At 39.4% G+C, this 16809-nt stretch carries 14 protein-coding genes, 1 other RNA gene and 1 pseudogene; 6 read left to right on the plus strand and 10 right to left on the minus strand.

Annotated elements, in window-relative coordinates; translation table 11 throughout:
- Positions 1-268 precede the first annotated feature (268 nt).
- The 3 genes from K1X56_01410 to K1X56_01420 form a co-directional block, all read right to left on the minus strand.
- Positions 269-763: a hypothetical protein gene (locus K1X56_01410; GenBank protein MBX7093349.1), complete on the minus strand. Its 495-nt coding sequence runs from the start codon at positions 761-763 to the stop codon at positions 269-271.
- Between the two features lie 198 nt (positions 764-961).
- Entirely contained in the window at positions 962-1384 is a 423-nt protein-coding gene (locus tag K1X56_01415; GenBank protein MBX7093350.1) for a hypothetical protein, read from the minus strand.
- 482 nt (positions 1385-1866) lie between these two features.
- Entirely contained in the window at positions 1867-2364 is a 498-nt protein-coding gene (locus tag K1X56_01420; GenBank protein ID MBX7093351.1) for a hypothetical protein, read from the minus strand.
- Between the two features lie 583 nt (positions 2365-2947).
- Between K1X56_01420 and K1X56_01425 the strand changes: the two genes are divergently transcribed.
- Both K1X56_01425 and K1X56_01430 read left to right on the plus strand, forming a co-directional pair.
- A complete protein-coding gene (locus K1X56_01425) occupies positions 2948-3820 on the plus strand; it encodes a MerR family transcriptional regulator (GenBank protein ID MBX7093352.1) in 873 nt (290 codons plus the stop codon).
- A 193-nt stretch (positions 3821-4013) separates the two neighbouring features.
- A pseudogene (locus tag K1X56_01430) lies at positions 4014-4478 on the plus strand (recombinase family protein).
- 1057 nt (positions 4479-5535) lie between these two features.
- Here the strand turns inward: K1X56_01430 and ssrA are convergent.
- Positions 5536-5929, minus strand: a transfer-messenger RNA (tmRNA) gene (ssrA, locus tag K1X56_01435).
- Positions 5930-6123: 194 nt separating this feature from the next.
- Here ssrA and K1X56_01440 point away from each other — a divergent pair.
- Complete coding sequence (locus K1X56_01440) at positions 6124-7329, plus strand: NAD(P)-dependent oxidoreductase (protein MBX7093353.1); 1206 nt, start codon at positions 6124-6126, stop codon at positions 7327-7329.
- Positions 7330-7355: 26 nt separating this feature from the next.
- Here the strand turns inward: K1X56_01440 and K1X56_01445 are convergent, their stop codons facing one another.
- The 5 genes from K1X56_01445 to K1X56_01465 form a co-directional block, all read right to left on the minus strand.
- Positions 7356-8015 carry a phosphatidylserine decarboxylase family protein gene (locus K1X56_01445; protein ID MBX7093354.1) on the minus strand — a complete coding sequence of 220 codons (660 nt, stop codon included), beginning with the start codon at positions 8013-8015 and terminating at the stop codon, positions 7356-7358.
- Between the two features lie 151 nt (positions 8016-8166).
- Positions 8167-9597 (minus strand): chromosomal replication initiator protein DnaA, encoded by a 1431-nt coding sequence (gene dnaA / locus K1X56_01450; GenBank protein ID MBX7093355.1) that lies wholly within the window; start codon positions 9595-9597, stop codon positions 8167-8169.
- Positions 9598-9776: 179 nt separating this feature from the next.
- A complete protein-coding gene (locus K1X56_01455; protein ID MBX7093356.1) occupies positions 9777-10733 on the minus strand; it encodes a metallophosphatase in 957 nt (318 codons plus the stop codon).
- The gene (locus K1X56_01460; GenBank protein MBX7093357.1) at positions 10708-11478 is read right to left on the minus strand and encodes a 5'-nucleotidase C-terminal domain-containing protein; all 771 of its coding nucleotides are present in this window, start codon (positions 11476-11478) and stop codon (positions 10708-10710) included. The genes K1X56_01455 and K1X56_01460 overlap by 26 nt, the downstream gene beginning before the upstream one ends.
- A 23-nt stretch (positions 11479-11501) precedes the next feature.
- The gene (locus K1X56_01465) at positions 11502-12245 is read right to left on the minus strand and encodes a shikimate dehydrogenase (GenBank protein MBX7093358.1); all 744 of its coding nucleotides are present in this window, start codon (positions 12243-12245) and stop codon (positions 11502-11504) included.
- A gap of 123 nt (positions 12246-12368) precedes the next feature.
- Between K1X56_01465 and K1X56_01470 the strand changes: the two genes are divergently transcribed.
- From K1X56_01470 to K1X56_01480, 3 genes are read left to right on the plus strand one after another with little or no spacing between them, the layout of a single operon-like run.
- Positions 12369-13709, plus strand: a complete 1341-nt coding sequence (locus K1X56_01470) for an amino acid permease (GenBank protein ID MBX7093359.1) — start codon at positions 12369-12371, stop codon at positions 13707-13709.
- Complete coding sequence (locus K1X56_01475; protein MBX7093360.1) at positions 13706-14890, plus strand: hypothetical protein; 1185 nt, start codon at positions 13706-13708, stop codon at positions 14888-14890. The genes K1X56_01470 and K1X56_01475 overlap by 4 nt, the downstream gene beginning before the upstream one ends.
- Entirely contained in the window at positions 14887-16287 is a 1401-nt protein-coding gene (locus K1X56_01480) for a class A beta-lactamase-related serine hydrolase (protein ID MBX7093361.1), read from the plus strand. The genes K1X56_01475 and K1X56_01480 overlap by 4 nt, the downstream gene beginning before the upstream one ends.
- On the opposite strand, the gene K1X56_01485 is transcribed toward K1X56_01480, so the two are convergent.
- Entirely contained in the window at positions 16280-16720 is a 441-nt protein-coding gene (locus K1X56_01485) for a glucosaminidase domain-containing protein (protein MBX7093362.1), read from the minus strand. The two genes, K1X56_01480 and K1X56_01485, sit on opposite strands and share 8 nt — an antisense overlap.
- Between the last annotated feature and the right edge of the window lie 89 nt (positions 16721-16809).

The raw sequence follows: 16809 nt of genomic DNA on the forward strand, positions 1-16809 counted from the left end.
GGTTGCCTTTTTACTAAGAAATAGAATTGAAAAAGATGAATTTCATTTTACAGTAAAAAAAATAGCGCTGATTGTAGTCATCCATATACGCCCAAATTGGCCTAAAAAGGGTATTGCCGCTAACGTTTTGCGGCTACCCGAAGGGCGGGACTTTTACCACAAAACTTGATTTGAAAAACTAAACTTCCATTAACCACAAAGGTGTCTTTGGAACACGAAACCCCGCCTTTTGGGTAGGTGCTGTTATAGGGCGTTTTTCTTTCTATCATTATATTTCCCACATTATATAACAGGTTTTATTTTTAATTAACTCGCTTTCTTCTTTGTCATTACTAAGGTCATCAACTATTTTCTTAATTTCTTCATCTGTCAATTTTCTAATACTGTAAATTAATGCAATTCTCAAAGCATTTGAAAGTCCTAAAGATGTTTTGATATCTGTTTTTGTATTTTCTTTTACGATAAAGTTGTCAAGCGTGATGGGTGTAAACTGTAGACTAAAAATCGTAATAGAAAAGGTTCCCGAACTCAATTTAATTGAAACAAAACCATCAAAATCAGAGTGAATTGTTGTGTCTGTTACGCTGTTTCTAATTGTAATGTTTGCAAATGGTATTGCATCTCCTTTATTGTCCAAGATTTGAAATGTCAAAATACTTTTGTCTGTCTGCAGAATGGTGTCTGTTGTTTTGGAGGTAAAGTTTGATTCCTGACTTGTCAAGTGCTGTCTATACTTATGCTTATATTTCTTTTGTCCGAACACGACTGTCGGAAGAAAAATTATTATGAATATGAGAAGTTTCGTTTTCACGGTCGTCTTTTTTAAAATGCCCTATAACGATTGTATAAGTCTGATAAATGCATCCATAACTACCCGTTTCGGGTGATTATGTCTTACTAATATAAAACACTAAAGCCAGACCTTTCGATCTGGCTTGGCAAACTTTAAAACTATTTTTGGTCATTTTCGCTCAAGGGCGATGGTTTCTTCGTAGTTATACTGAAAACCGGAATCGTAATAGGTTTCGGTGTATTTGATGGTTACTGCGTCTTTTTCATTTTTTACAACGGTGTACACATCTGCATCAATGGTGATTTTTGTTTCGTCATTCGACCAGGTAAAATTTCCGGAGTCGGTCATACCGGCAACATTAATGGTGTAATTTCCTTTGCCGTCTTTACCAAAGTGGAATGTTCCGCAATTGGTGTAGTTGTCGTCATAGAGTAGAACACCGTCTTCGTACTCAATGCTTCTGAGGGAGGCTACATTCCAATCTCCTCCCTTTTTAAACATTCTTCTTTCGAGTTGCTTTTCTTTGGAGCAGCTCGTAATCATCATGGCGGTCATCATTAGAAGACCCGTAATCATAAAAAACTTTTTCATTTTGAAAGTTTTTGTGTCATCCGAGCCCTTGATGACGGTTAGACTTAAAAAGCAGCGTGGGCTCACATACCTATCTGCTCCTTAGGCTCTGGAAAGCCCGCAAACAAATAAAGTAGTTGCCCACGCCTTACGTGAGCGGACTTACTTTATTCCCAGTTTGCTGTAAATTTTCCAGATTTAAGGAGCAAGGAATTAGTAACCGCTATATTTTAAAATATGTCTTTGTCTTGAGTGTCTGTTTCGTCTATGTATTTACACAAATATAGTGTGGTTCATTTGTTCATGCAATTGGCAAGGGGTGATTTATTGGATCTTCTTAACCATAAAACTATACTTGGTTTAGTTAGCCATTTGACCATTTGTTTTCTCTTTCATGGTAAACCATATGGTTGTTTTACGAGTAAAAATTTTTACCGAATTGTCACCTCCGTTTTTATGGAACTCAATAAAATCAATAGTTTCACGATTTTGACTTTGAAAGCTTAGGCAATTTTTGCGTATTCCAAAGCCTTATTCAACGTTTTTTGACTGACCTTTCTTTCCTTCAGCTTCGGGTTTGGCTGTTTACATTCCAAGTCATGTTTTAAAATGGTTGCCACCATTAATGCATGACGCTCTTGGAGATAACTTGACCATATTCCGGCGAACAGTTCCTCAATGAGTAATTGTTGAAGTTTATTTGCATAAAAACGAATGGAAGTGCCGCAAAACGAAATACATGGTCGTGCATCATAACAGATTACACTTGCGCATTGTAAGTACAATTTCTGTTTGTCGGTTTCAGTCATTTCCATTTCGACGTATTCTTGTTTTTTACTTGATTTGGGCGAAAGCTCATAATAAAGCGTTTGCAGTGCCTTTTGTTTTTCAAAAAGATCAAATGCAGCATCAAATGAAAGATTACGTCTTTTCAAGTGCAAATCAAGTAAGTCCTTTATGAGGGCATTTACTTGTGCTTTGTGGTTGTTTTTAGTTTTCATGGTAATCACCTTTCATAAGGTTATATAATAAGGCATGGTTTGACTGATGATGTCCAAACATGATATAAAGCAATTCGGAGTCCTTATATCTATGCTTAACGGAAGGACTTTCCTTGACTCTTTGTATTTGGACCAAGCACTCGCGGTCTTGAGGTCTAGTATTCCACCTATCATGCTTTGGGATAAACTTTGCCATTCTTATGTCTCCGATGACGCCACTCAAGTATCTCTCTTTAGGATATCGATACACAGGTATTTTCATTTGAAGAAAGTCAACAGAAACACGAAGACATTGAAAGGAGTCCATGATAAGGTTGTCATGATCCTTAAGCATGGCATCCAAATGCCAATGAAGTGATACCAAGTCTATGATCTTTTCGTCATGATCATCACTTGGCATATTCATGGGGCTCTTACGAATGGCAATACAGCTATCACAATACAAGACATTTTCATCATGAGCCGTAAAGGACTTCTCACAGAATTTGCACTTGCTTGAGGGACTTGAGTTTTTGATAATTCTCACCTTTCCTTTTTTGTTAACATAGTACACAAATGTATGATAGTTTACTATATTTGCAACATGATGAATGAAAAATTTCTCAAAGAGTCCCTAAAGGGCTCCCTTGCCAAAATGGAGGCTTTAAGCAAGAGGTCTATTCCTTATTCCAATTCGGGGGTGCCCGGATATATGATAAAGCACTGGGAGTCCAAAGGATTGGTTCCTGTTGTGGGGCTTCCGAATCAAAACCGTGAATACACCATTGTAGATTACATATGGGTATGTCTTGTAAGGGACTTAACCAGTCTTGGTTATCCATGGGACAACATCCGAAAGCTTATGGTGCTCATGTTATCACCTCAGAGTCCAAATGAATATTTCAAAGAGATGAATTCGAATGCCATTGAAAGCATTAAAGATGGAATCTGGAGCCAAGGTTTAGTCGAGGAGGACTTCTTTGATAAAAAGAGATATGAGTTCTCCGTCTTCTACCTTTTGGTATTAACAGGATTCACCTTTGATCGAACCGTTTCATTATTGGTAAATGCCAAAGGAGAGTTCATGATCGAGGACTTGAAGGATCAAAAAGATAACTTTTACTTGATGAAATGGCATGAGTTTAAACAAGTGCCTCATGTGTGCGTCAGTCTTTCAAAGATTTTAAGTGATGTTTTACTTGGGCTTGAGCCAAAAAAGTATTTACTGGCAAATGGTGTAATTGATGAAAAGGAACTTGAGGTCTTGGAAAGAATCCGTTCGGGGCGTTATCAAGAGATTACCGTTTCATGCAATAAGAACGGTCAGATCACAAAAGCATCCTTTACAGAAGTTCAAAAGGTCACAAATGCGACACGCATAGCAGACTTAATCGCAATAAATGGATATCAAGAAATCGTCTTAAAAACCGAAAACGGAAATGTAGTGCATTGCACCAATACACGTAAATGGAAGTAACTATTGCATAAGGCAAGGTAATGTGTTCGGGAGTAGATACTCAACAAGCGTGAGGTCTAATCTGTATCAAGACCTTAAATGAAACAAAAATGTAAAGCTGAAAGAAAACTAAATGAAGATGAAACTAAGTTAGTCGAGAAGCTCTTTGAACAATGGGCTGAGATTTTTAAACAACACCAAAAAAAGGAATCAAATGAGCAAGATAAAAAGAGCCGCCATCATGGGCAGGGTAAGTAGTGATGAACAAGCCAAGGGATACTCCTTAGATGTTCAAATCGATGCACTTACAGGTTATTGTGTCCGTAACAACATAGAAATCGTTTACACCTTTAAAGAAGATCATTCCGCAAAGTCTTTCGACCGTCCTGCCTTTAAAGAGTTTCTACGATTTGCTAAGTCCAACAAGGGGAAAATCGATTTATTGTTATTTACATCATGGGATAGATTCTCACGCAACACAGCAGATGCTTATGAGATGCTTGGTGTACTTAAGCGCCTTGGTATCGAGCCACAAGCCACAGAACAACCCATTGACTTAAGTATTCCGGAGAATAAGGCCATGCTGGCATTTTATCTTGCAATTCCAGAGATTGAAAATGATCGCCGGTCGATAAAAATAACGGGTGGTATTAAGGGTGCATTAAAGGAGGGGAGATGGGTTGGAGCCATTCCTAGAGGATATTGTAGGGTAAGGGAACAAAATGGGAAAACGCAAATGATCCCAAATTCAGATGCACCTATGATTAAACGTCTATTTATGTGGATTGAAGACGGCTTTAATCAACAAGAATGTATCCGAATGGCAATGGATCAATTTGGATATAAAATTGATAAAACACGATTATCGATCTTATTGAGAAATCCCCTTTATGTTGGGAAAATTTTAATTAAAGGTGATTTAAATTGTACTGATCAATTGATTGATGCAAAACATGAAGCAATTGTCAATGAGTCTTTGTTTTTTGCAGTTCAGGAAAGGTTAAATATTGCCTCTCAACATTCAAATCGTGTGAAAGCTACTACGAAAGACGAAGCTCTACCTTTGCGTGGGATTTACAAATGCCACCATTGTGGAAACAATCTTACAGGAAGTGCTTCGAAAGGCAAATCGGGAAGAGGATACTACTATTACCATTGCAACCATTGTAAGCAATTGCGAGTACGTGCTGATTACGCAAATTTGGTCATTGAAAATGTACTGAGGGAAATTGAACTAACGCAAAATGCCGAAAGAGTGTTCGAAAAAATAATGAAAAAATATTTTAACGGATCTGCTGCAGAAAGAGCACGCAAAAAGGAAATACATTCTAAACAGCTCGCTGAAACCGAAAAAAGAATTAAGAACTTGGAAGAACTTTTCCTTGATCGGTCATTGTCCATTGAAGAATTTCGGTCATTAAAGGATTCTTTAGACAAAGACAAAAAAAAACAGCGCGATGAGATAATAAAACTGGAGGAGGATAGAAGTAGTGTCGATCAAAAAATAAAAAATGCCATAAAGCTCTCTAAAGGAATCAGGGAGTTATACCTAAGCCTAGATGTACATGGAAAAAGCAAGCTGCTTTGTTCGATTTTTCCGGAAAGACTGGAAATTGAAAATGGGAAATGTCGAACACCTTCGCTTCATCCGGCCCTTCTTCTGGTTCTTAGGTGTGCCAAGGGGTCTGAAAATAAAAAAGCGGGAAATTTGACAGACAATCTGCAAATTTCCCGCCGGGTGGAGCCGGAGGGAGTCGAACCCTCGTCCAATCAGGGAAGCCGCAAGGTTTCTACATGTTTATTTGCAAATTGATTTTCGTCGCAAAGCCGGAATGCAACCTCCAATTTTGCGCTTAGTTTCTAAAGTTTTTCGTCGATCCTCCGAAACGCCGGACCGCTTATCCCGAAAGCTCGGCACCTCTGGATCTCCCACTAACGGGCGGAGCAGGAGAGAAGTGTCCTCGTCCCACACCTGGTGCGGGATTAAGCGAAATTCACTTCTGTGAATTAAGCAGCGAGAGCGTAGTTATTTTCGCCATTTATAGTTTGGAAAGCTGATTAACGTGCATTTTTCCATGGCACGACATGCTTGCTTGAAACTCCAACCCGCTGTCAAAGCCGGTCGGCCCCAAATGTGAAAGAACACTACAAAGATACATCAAAAAGCCTGCAAAAAGGGAAAAATCAAAAAGAGTGCGTGAAATTGCGGACGATTTGTCAGGTTTTTAGCTCTGCTATACCTGTTGTATTTTTTACATCAGATTTTAGTTCCTGTTAGTATTTATACACGCGAATCCGATTATTTTTGTGACATGGAAAGGAAAATTACGTTGGGTATTATCCGCGAGGGAAAAGTACCACCCGATAAACGAGTGCCGCTTACCCCATCACAATGTGTGGAAGTAATGAAACAACATCCCGAGTTCGATATTCTTATTGAACCAAGTGTGAAGCGTTGTTTTCCGGATTCGGAATATGAGGAGCAGGGATTGGTGTTGTCCGACAAAATGAATGAGTGTGATGTGTTGATGGGAATTAAGGAAGTCCCCATGAACGAATTGATTGCAGATAAAACGTATTTTTTCTTTTCACACACCATTAAAAAACAAGCGCACAATCGTAAGCTTCTCAAAAAAATGATCGATCTGAATATTACCATGATCGATTATGAAACCTTAACAGATACCAATGGAAACCGCATTATTGCATTTGGAAGATATGCAGGTATTGTTGGTTGTTACAATGCTTTCCGCACCTTCGGTGAGAAATTTGGTGTATTCCATTTAAAGCCTGCGCATGAATGTTTCGATCGCAAGGAAATGGATGCCGAATTAAAAAAAGTAATTCTTCCTCCCGGATATAAAATTGTAGTTACAGGATCCGGTCGCGTTGGTGGTGGATGTCTCGAAGTTTTGCATACCCTAGGAATGAAAGAAGTGAAAGCGCATGATTTTTTAGTGGGTAAATTTTCTCAACCGGTGTACACTGTTTTGCACGTGGGTGATTATAACAAAAGCAAGGATGGTTCCGAATTCGATAAGAAAAAATTCTATACTGATCCGTCTGCTTTCGAATCGGATTTTCTCAAATGGGCACGTGAGGCCGACATGTATATTCCTTGTCACTTTTGGGATCGCCGTGCACCTCAGATTTTGGTGAAAGAAGATTACCTCGATCCGAAATTCCGCATTCGTATTATCTCCGATATCTCCTGTGATATAGGAGAACCTATAGCCTCCACATTGCGTTCTTCCACCATTGCAGATCCGTTTTACGGTTATGATCCAAAGACGGGCGAAGAAGCCGATTTTTATGCACCGCACACCATTGGTGTGATGGCCGTTGATAATCTTCCCTGCGAATTACCACGCGATGCGAGTCGTGATTTCGGTAAAATTTTGAGTGAGGAAATTATTCCTTTGTTGTTGGGTAACGACAAAGATCAAATTCTTGAACGCGCCACCATTTGTAAAAACGGAGATCTTACTCCACGTTACGAATACCTGCGCGATTATTTAAACGGAAATTAAGTTCGGTTTAAATTCAATGAATTCCTTTATTTCAGTTTTGCCAATGGAGTAACCGATCCGGTGGTTTTCTGATTGAGCTGAACTAAAATTTCTGCATCCAGCGGAAGAAAAATATCCACCCGCGATCCGAATTTTATAAATCCGAATTCCCTGGCCTGTTCTGCTTTATTTCCTTCTTTGGCATAATTCACAATGCGACGCGCCATCGCTCCGGCGATCTGACGAAATAATACTTTTCTTCCTTTGTGATCTTCTACCACAACCGTTGTGCGCTCGTTTTCTGTCGACGATTTCGGATGCCAGGCCACCAGGTATTTTCCTGCGTGGTATTTCGAATAACAAACCGTTCCGCCAATGGGAAACCAGTTGACGTGGACATTCATTGGACTCATAAAAATACTCACCTGAATGCGCTTCTCATTAAAGAACTCCGTTTCCATCACTTCTTCAATCACCACCACTTTGCCGTCGGCGGGACAAACAGCTAAATCTTCACCCTGGGTGATAATTCGCTTTGGAACGCGGAAAAATTGAACGATCAGGTAAAAAAGGATGAAAAGTCCCACCCAAAGGAAAATCTTCAGCCAGAGCAGGCTTTCAGGCATAAAATAAACACCTGAGGCAATTCCTCCGGTAATAAAAAATGCAATCAGCATAATCAGGTATCCTTCGCGGTGCAGCGTCATAAATTCAGAATTAGGTTTCAAAAATAAACAAAGAGGTGTCCTGTTAGAATGAAAATCTGTAAATAAGTGAACAATCTCCTGCGTAAAAATCAATTTTGTCCATAAAAAAAGGCTACTCCAAGAGTAGCCTTTTCCTATTTTTTAGAGTGAATTACTGAATGCTGAGTTTTTTCTCGAGCTCTTCGATGTAACCACGGAATTGTTTATCGGTTTCCACCAGATTATTCACGGTGCGGCAGGCATGAAGTACGGTAGCATGATCTTTACCGCCACAGTGCATACCGATGTTTGCCAATGAAGATTTAGTCATTTTCTTAGCAAAGAACATGGCAATCTGACGAGCCTGCACCACTTCGCGTTTACGTGTTTTCGATTTCAATAATTCGATTGGAAGATCGAAATAATCGCACACCACTTTTTGGATATAATCGATCGATACTTCGCGAGCGGTATTCTTCACGAATTTGTCGATCATTTGCTTGGCAAGATCCAGCGTGATGGCTTTTTTGTTCAATGAAGACTGAGCAATCAATGAAATCAAAGCGCCTTCGAGTTCGCGGATATTGGTGGTGATGGAGTAGGCCAGGTATTCCACTACTTCACGCGGAAGCTCGATACCGTCGGCATACATTTTCTTTTCCAGAATAGCGATACGCGTTTCGAGACTTGGAGCCTGAAGATCCGCTGATAATCCCCATTTGAAACGAGAAAGAAGACGTTGCTCCATTCCCTGCATTTCTACCGGTGGTTTATCAGAAGTAAGCACCAATTGTTTTCCACTTTGGTGAAGGTGATTAAAGATGTGGAAGAACACATCCTGTGTACGTTCTTTACCTGCGAAAAACTGTACATCATCAATGATCAATACATCCATCATCTGATAGAAATGAATGAAATCGTTGGTGGTGTTGTTTTTCACGGCATCAATAAACTGGTGCGTAAATTTCTCGGAAGAAACATACAATACCGTTTTATTGGGGAACTGATTCTTAATGGAAATACCAATCGCATGTGCGAGGTGAGTTTTCCCTAATCCAACTCCTCCGTAAATGAGTAATGGATTAAATGCAGTTCCTCCCGGTTTGTTGGCAACAGCATATCCGGCAGAACGTGCCAGACGATTACAGTCTCCTTCAACAAAATTTTCAAACGAGTAGTTGGGGTTAAGATTAGAATCCACATTAACCTTCCTCAAACCCGGTATAATAAACGGATTCTTGATAGGGTTGGAGCTGATGTCCAACGGCATCGAAAGTGGCGGATTCTTCAATGCTTTGGTGTTCGTCGTAGGGATCTTAACGGTGTAGGGCGATGTGGATCCATAGTTATTTTCCATAACAATGGAATACTCCAGGCGTCCTTCAGCACCAAGTTCCTTTTTGATCGTTTTTTTGAGTAGCGTAATATAATGCTCCTCTAACCACTCGTAGAAAAATTGAGAGGGAACCTGGATGGTAAGCACATTGTTTTCAAGTTTCAAAGGTTTGATAGGCTCAAACCACGTTTTGAAACTTTGCAGGCTCACATTGTCGCGGATAATTTCCAGACAACTCTTCCAGACAGTCTCGTGATTTTTCTTCATTCGTTGTTGTGTTATATGGTTGTGTTCGGTTCCTTGTTCTGTTGCCCGTTTGTTCAACGGGGTTGCGAATATAGAATATTTGATATTCTAACCGCTCAACTCAAGCAAATATTTACATAAAAAAGTGTAAAAAAAAGTTCAAAAGCGCTTGATTTTATGAAAAGTTTTTTTTGAGAGAATTAGCAAACATCTTTGTTAGTACTTGAAATATACGCAAAATCTCCCACAAGACCTAGGTTTTTCGGGGATTTTTCAAATTCTATATCAATTCTTCCTAATCGAATTCCACCCCATCCGGCCTGATTTACGATCACCTGATTTCCATCAGCATTTTTAACCAAAGTCACTTTTTCGAGGAATGTGTGGGTATGTCCCCCTAAAATCAGATCAATACCTTTACTCATTGCCGCCAATTTCAAATCAGATATTTTTTCTGTTTTGTATGAGTAGCCTAAATGGGATAAACAAATGACCATATCGCAGTGGTGTTGGTTACGCAGCTCAGCAGATTTTTGCTGTGCTACAGCAATAGGGTCGAGATACTTCGTTTTTCCATAATTTTTTTTTGCAACTAATCCATCTAACTCAACACCAAGGCCAAAGATTCCGATTTTTATTCCACCTCGGGTGATGATGGTATGAGAGAGCGTCTTGCCTTTCAAAATAGTTTCAGAAAAATCGTAATTCGAACAAACAAATGGAAAAGTAGCATGCGGAAGCATTTTCAGAAATCCTTCAAGTCCATTATCAAAATCATGATTCCCCATCGTAGCGGCATCGTATTTCATGGCGCTCATTAATTTGAACTCCGGCTCACCTCCGAAAAAATTAAAATAAGGTGTGCCCTGAAAAATATCGCCGCTATCCAATAACAATACCAGTTCTTCTTCACTGCGGATTTTATCAATCAATGCAGCGCGGCGCGACATTCCCCCTAATCCTGCATATTGCGGATCGTCGGCAGGAAATGGATCGATATGGCTGTGCATATCGTTGGTATGAAGAATAGTGATTTTTCTTTTTGGTGATGGAGCAGCAGAAAAAGCCATTTCGGGAAGCAGCAACATACCTGCTAATCCCATTCCCGCTTTTTTTATGAAGGATCTTCTGCTATCGGAAAAATAAGATTCTGTCATCGGTTTCTGCTTGTATTTTTTTACCCTGAGACGTTTCACTCCGAATATATTGGATGATCACATCTCTGAGTTTTTGTCCCGTATAAATCATTTCTTCGGCAGCACTGAAAAAATTCATTCCATCCCCGCCTTCTGCCAAATAATCACTGGTAATGATCCACACTTCAGCAAGAGCGTGAATACTTTTATCGTTGATAAACATCGATTGCAGTTTTCCATCTACGGCAACCAGACTTCCGTTGAATGAGATGGGGTGACCACCCACTTGTACCAGGTACTCTGCCATTTTAATTACATCAGCAAGTTTTAACTTCACCAACACTACTTCATTTTCAAAGGGCATCACCGAAAAAATTCGTTCTACCGTAATATCACCTTGAGGAATGGCAGCGCGTAATCCGCGTGTATTCAATAAGGCCAGATGTGGTTTAATAAATTCGGTGGAATCGTGTCGACCAACTACTAGTTTTGAAAAAGAGGCATAAACTAAATCTGCAACAAAATTTCCAAGCCGGCCTTGCGGACGTTCCGTTTTCATTTCATGAATGGAAACACCAATCACCTCCTGCATACTTGCCGATAATTGATTACGGTAGGGGTAAATAAGAGAATCTGCAGAGGCTTGTTGAGGACCTCCGGAAATGGTGGACGTATGATCCTTTACTCCACTCGGGTGATAAGAGGAGCAAGAGGAAAAACTAAAAATTCTGAATGCAAAAAATAAAATAGCAAGAGCTGATCGCATGCTATGAATATAGAAGAAAAAAATTAAAGATTCCAGATTTCCCAACTTTTTTCGGCCTGCAGTTTTAACATGGTTAAACCGTTTAAAACAACAGCCCCGTTTTCCCTGGCCTTTTTTAATAATAAGGTTTCTTCCGGATTGTAAATTAAATCGAAAATTAAATGCTGCTGACCAATACCTTCTGTGGGTAGAGGGGGACAATCATTCACATTCGGGAAAGTTCCTACCGGGGTGGTATTTATAATTAATGGATGCGCTTTTATTACATCAGCATTTAATTCCTTCCAGGTAATTTTTCCTTTGCCTTCACTGCGTGATACAAACACATAACTGATTCCGATTTTTTTTAATACATACGCAACAGCCTTTGATGCGCCACCTGTGCCTAAAATCAATGCACGATGATGCGTGTTCAGTAAAAAAGGTTTCAGCGACATGGCAAAACCATAAACATCTGTATTGTAACCGGTGGTAAAAACCTTTTCACCTTTGTGAAGGATGCGAATGGTATTTACAGCGCCAATTTTTTCTGCTTCCGGTTCGAGCTCATCTAAAAAAGGAATTACACTTTCCTTGTAGGGGATGGTGACGTTGAGTCCTAATAAATCATTTCTCCCGGCAACCAATTCTTCAATTTCTGCAATGTTGGCAATGGGGAAATTTTGGTACTGATGGTCTTTTAGACCCATGGATTCGAATTTTTTTTCGAAATAGCTTTTCGAAAAGGAATGGGTAAGGGGGAAACCAATCAGTCCGTAGGTTTTCATGCAGATAATGGATTAAAGTCTGCAAATATTGGAATATTTCTTCAGGTGTTTGTTAAAAGCATTTTGTTTGTGAAAATTATCTTCCCTGTCACTTTTTATTTCCCTTAAGCTTATCTTCGTTATATGTCGCAACAAAAATATACCAGGTCAGTAGCCATTTCGATGGTGGTAGCCAATATGATTGGAACGGGTGTTTTTACATCCATCGGATTTCAGGTGGGGGGATTACCTTCTGCTTTTGTAATTCTTTTCCTGTGGTTTATAGGAGGGATTATTGCATTAGCAGGTGCATTGTCCTATGCCGAAGTTTCCACCCGAATTCCGGGCAGTGGAGGTGAATACAATTATTTATCGCACATCTATCACCCTTCACTGGGATTTGTATCTGGTTGGATGTCGCTCATTGCGGGTTTTTCTGCGCCTATTTGTGTGGTTGCTATAGCCATCGGAAAATATTTTTCTCCTGTAATCGGAGTAGAGGATATTCGGATTATTGCTGTCACCTTTATTGTATTGGTTTCTGCCATTCAATTATTCGGTGTTCGCATTGGTGGTGAGATTCAGAAATATTTAACGATCTATAAAATATTGCTGATCGCTTTATTTTGTCTTGCACCTTTTCTGGTGAGTGATTTTGTGGGAACCAATTATTCCTTTACACCGCAAAAAGGAGATTGGGATTTAATTATGAGTCCCGCCTTTGCCATTTCTCTTGCTTATATCATGTATGCTTATTCCGGATGGAATGCCTCTACCTATATTGCAGGGTTGCTGGAAAATCCATCTAAAAATCTACCGGTGTCTTTGTTATTTGGTACAATCATCGTAACGGTTTTATATGTGGCACTGAACGGTATGTTTTTAACGGTGGGAACCTTCGAGGAAATTGGTGTTAAACCTCCGAATTTCGATGAAGTGGATGTGGGAAATATTGTAGCCAATAAATTATTTGGTTCGGGAATTGGAACCGTTTTTTCTGCATTAATCACCTTTGCCCTTGTCTCATCATTAAGTGCAATGGTTATTGCAGGTCCGCGTGTCTATGAACAAATCGGAAAAGATTATCCTGTGTTTAATTTACTTACCCGATCCAACAAATTGGGTTCTCCTTACATCGCCATTATTTTACAGGCAGCTATTGCGATTACGATGGTGCTGACCTCCTCTTTCCATTTTGTAATCAATTACATCGCGGTGAGTCTTTCCGTGTTTAGTTCGCTTACGGTATTGGGCGCAATCATCTTACGTTGGAGAAAAACCAATGTGGAAGGAAAATTCAATTCACCCTTATTCCCTTTGGCGCCTATCGTTTTTTTATTGGCTAACGGATGGTTTTTGTATTACATGGTTAGCAAGGAGCTGGAAGAAAAAGATTTTGGAATTATTTGGTTTTCCCTTAGCACCATGCTGATTGGATTTATTATTTACGGCATTGTTCACTGGAAAAAATCGGCTCAGTCATGAAACGCATTTTATTTTTTTCCATTTTTCTTGCAGCTTGTTTTTCTGAGAAAAAAACAGAGGAGAATACCTCAGCTCCTCCGCAAAAAGTACAAGATAGTGTCAATCATGAAAGTTACGAGCGCAGAACCTTCCATAAAGATTCGCTGGTCGATTTTTCTGCACGCTATATTTCGGGATTAAAACAAAATGCACGATCCGCCTTTTCTGCATTTGAACAGGAAGATTTCTGGAAGCGCTATTCTGAATTGTCGGAGAAAAACTGGAATACATTAAAGGAAGAACGACTTCAACCCATGCAGCAATGGGCGAAGGACAGTTTTAAGTTGTGGGTGAATGATACATTGCCATTATTTTATCCGTTAAGCGGACCCGATTACCTGCATCCTGAAATTCTATATCCGGGTACTACTACATTTATTTTTTGTGCATTAGAGCCGATTATTGATCTGCCGGATCTTTTGCAATTGAACAAAGAAAACCGGGAGTTATTCCTTCAAAGTGTAGATAATTCCCTTCGCGATATTTACGGGAAAAGTTATTTTATCACAACGCACATGCAGGAGGATTTTAAAAGCAATCGTGCACGTGGAGTTTTGCCGGTGTTTTATGTTTTTATTGCCAGAACGGGACATGAAATTCTTGAATGCAGTGGGGTAGGAATCGATACTTCCGGTGTATTGCACGATACGTTATTGGTAGGAAATACGTCTAATTGGGTAAAAGGTGTACGCTTTCGTTTTCGCCATCCTGATTCTGATACTTTAAAAGAGCTGTTTTATTTTTCGATGGATGTTTCGGAAAAAGGACAAAAGGTTCGTCCCGGTTTCGATAAATACCTGGCAGGTATTGGAAAATTTAATACCATGATTAAATCGGCCTCTTATATGCCGCATTATTCCACCTTTGCTACATTGAGAAATAGAATTTTATCGGGTAGTGCAAGCATTTTTCAGGATGATACCGGAGTTCCATATAAATATTTTAAAAATACTTCGGAATGGGAGACCATTTTATTTGGCGAGTATATTCATCCGGTAAAAGATTTTAAGGATTATGTTTTTCAAAAGGATTTAGACTCGCTCTATAAATCCGGATTTACCATTCACGATTTACCCTTCCACCTCGGATATCATTACGCAGATAAAAAACAGAGTCAGCAAATTTTTATTCGGAAACAATGAGGCTAATTTTATTTTTGGTATTTACAGGCTTGTTTTTAATTACCGGAGCTCAGCAGCGCGAAGAAGCTTCAGATAATTCTGCATTTTGGACTACCATAAAAAAATCCATGCCGCAATACAAAAAGGTATTTCGTAAACATAAAGATTATCGCTTAGAGTTAATTGTTACACGGATTGATCGCGATCAAACCAATCACCCGGTGAAATTAACGCGCTACCATTATGGCGACTCAAGCACCTATTTCTATCCGGCAAGCACCGTGAAATTACCGGTGGCCATTTTTACCATGGAAAAAATTTGGTCGCTCTACAAAGGAGCCACTACTGAATCTTTAATTGAATTCAGTCCGGTTAAATTTTGCAATGATCATGTGTATGAAAACAATTACCATCTCTATCAACGTTTAACCGAGTCGGAAACATTGCGACAATTAGCGGACCGTTTGCATATTCCTGTTCAGTTTTTAAAAAGTGTAAATCCAGGTTTACCGGTCGACACCCTCATTGCAGCAAACTCCAGCATTCGGATTTCTGCACAGAAAAGTCCATTGAGTTTTCGCGATTTACTAAGTTCAATGCTGGTCTATAGCGATAATGAATCGTTCAATAAATTATTTGATGTAGTTGGTATTGATTACATCAATCAGCGATTGCAGGAATGTAATTTTTCTTCATCACGCATTGTGCGAAGATTAATGTATTGTCCGGATACATCGCGCTTTATTGGTCCCGATTTTCGTATTCTCACTTCCGATTCATCTTCTGTGTTGCTGAAAGAAAGAAGTCGGGGTCGCGTTATGGCGGAGAATCTGGAATTAAAAGGAACGGTGGTGGGTAAAAAACACATGGAAGGTGAAGCGGTGCTTAAGGGCGGACGTGATTTTTCAAATCATAATTTCGTATCCCTTTCCGATTTGCATGAGATGATGATTCGTTTGGTGTTTCATGATATGCTTCCTAAAAACGAACAATTCCGGATGGGGAAATTTGAACAGCGTTTTTTGTTGCGCCTATTGGGAAATCACCCGCGTGAAATCACACGCATGAGAACGAATCAATATGATTATCTCGAAGATGGCTATACCAATTTTTTATTGAATGGCGATTCTAAAGATCCGATTCCAAATCGTTACCGCATCATTAACATTGCAGGTTGGGCTAATGGATTTACTACGGATGTTGCTTATGTAATGGACATGCAATCGAATACTGAATTCTTTATTTCTGCCCGCATTTATACCAATAAGAATAAAGTAATTGGCGACGATACCTATGAATATTCCACGATTGCTCGTCCCTTTATGCAAGCATTCGGACAAAGCGTGCTCGATATCGAACGCAATCGTTCAAAAGAGTTTTTACCCAACCTGATTGTAATCGGAGGAATCTTTAAATAAGTTCCGGAATACGGATTTGCTTCAATAAGCGAATATAGCTCGGCGCAGTAGCATAACCGATGCGGGATAAAAACTGGTAGTAGTCGCCACCTTTATATTGACTGTCCTGCCATTTTTTATAGTATGCAACAGAAGCTGTCCAGTCCTCAAATTTCATGTATCCGCTTTTGGTTAAGAAACCAAAGAGATTATTGAATTTAAGTGAACAATTCCTGCAATTCAGCCATTTGGTTTCTGCAATAACTTGTTTTAACACCACTTCAGGATGTGCAATCCCCTGTTTTTTTAATTCGGAATACACATTTTGAATCGTGAGTTCCGGGATAAAACGGGCATTGTTGTTGGTATTGCTGAAAAAATAACTAACCGATACATACAACGGCAGAAACGAAAATATCGCACTCAGCAAGAGTTTAAATAATAGGTGTTTCATAGCAGTTTAACTTCTCGTATTTCGACTGCAAATTTCGGCCTTTTTCATCAACCGGGCAACACATATTGTTAACAGAGTTAATCTTTATG

The sequence above is a fragment of the Flavobacteriales bacterium genome, assembly GCA_019694795.1.
In the GTDB taxonomy this organism is placed as follows: domain Bacteria; phylum Bacteroidota; class Bacteroidia; order Flavobacteriales_D; family UBA2798; genus UBA2798.

Coding starts and splice junctions, on each gene's coding strand:
- K1X56_01475 (MBX7093360.1), top strand. CDS start 13,706: ATGAAACGCATTTTATTTTTTTCCATTTTTCTTGCAGCTTGTTTTTCT.
- K1X56_01485 (MBX7093362.1), bottom strand. CDS start 16,720: ATGAAACACCTATTATTTAAACTCTTGCTGAGTGCGATATTTTCGTTT.
- K1X56_01420 (MBX7093351.1), bottom strand. CDS start 2,364: ATGAAAACTAAAAACAACCACAAAGCACAAGTAAATGCCCTCATAAAG.
- K1X56_01455 (MBX7093356.1), bottom strand. CDS start 10,733: ATGACAGAATCTTATTTTTCCGATAGCAGAAGATCCTTCATAAAAAAA.
- dnaA (MBX7093355.1), bottom strand. CDS start 9,597: ATGAAGAAAAATCACGAGACTGTCTGGAAGAGTTGTCTGGAAATTATC.
- K1X56_01415 (MBX7093350.1), bottom strand. CDS start 1,384: ATGAAAAAGTTTTTTATGATTACGGGTCTTCTAATGATGACCGCCATG.
- K1X56_01470 (MBX7093359.1), top strand. CDS start 12,369: ATGTCGCAACAAAAATATACCAGGTCAGTAGCCATTTCGATGGTGGTA.
- K1X56_01425 (MBX7093352.1), top strand. CDS start 2,948: ATGATGAATGAAAAATTTCTCAAAGAGTCCCTAAAGGGCTCCCTTGCC.
- K1X56_01460 (MBX7093357.1), bottom strand. CDS start 11,478: ATGCGATCAGCTCTTGCTATTTTATTTTTTGCATTCAGAATTTTTAGT.
- K1X56_01480 (MBX7093361.1), top strand. CDS start 14,887: ATGAGGCTAATTTTATTTTTGGTATTTACAGGCTTGTTTTTAATTACC.
- K1X56_01445 (MBX7093354.1), bottom strand. CDS start 8,015: ATGACGCTGCACCGCGAAGGATACCTGATTATGCTGATTGCATTTTTT.
- K1X56_01465 (MBX7093358.1), bottom strand. CDS start 12,245: ATGAAAACCTACGGACTGATTGGTTTCCCCCTTACCCATTCCTTTTCG.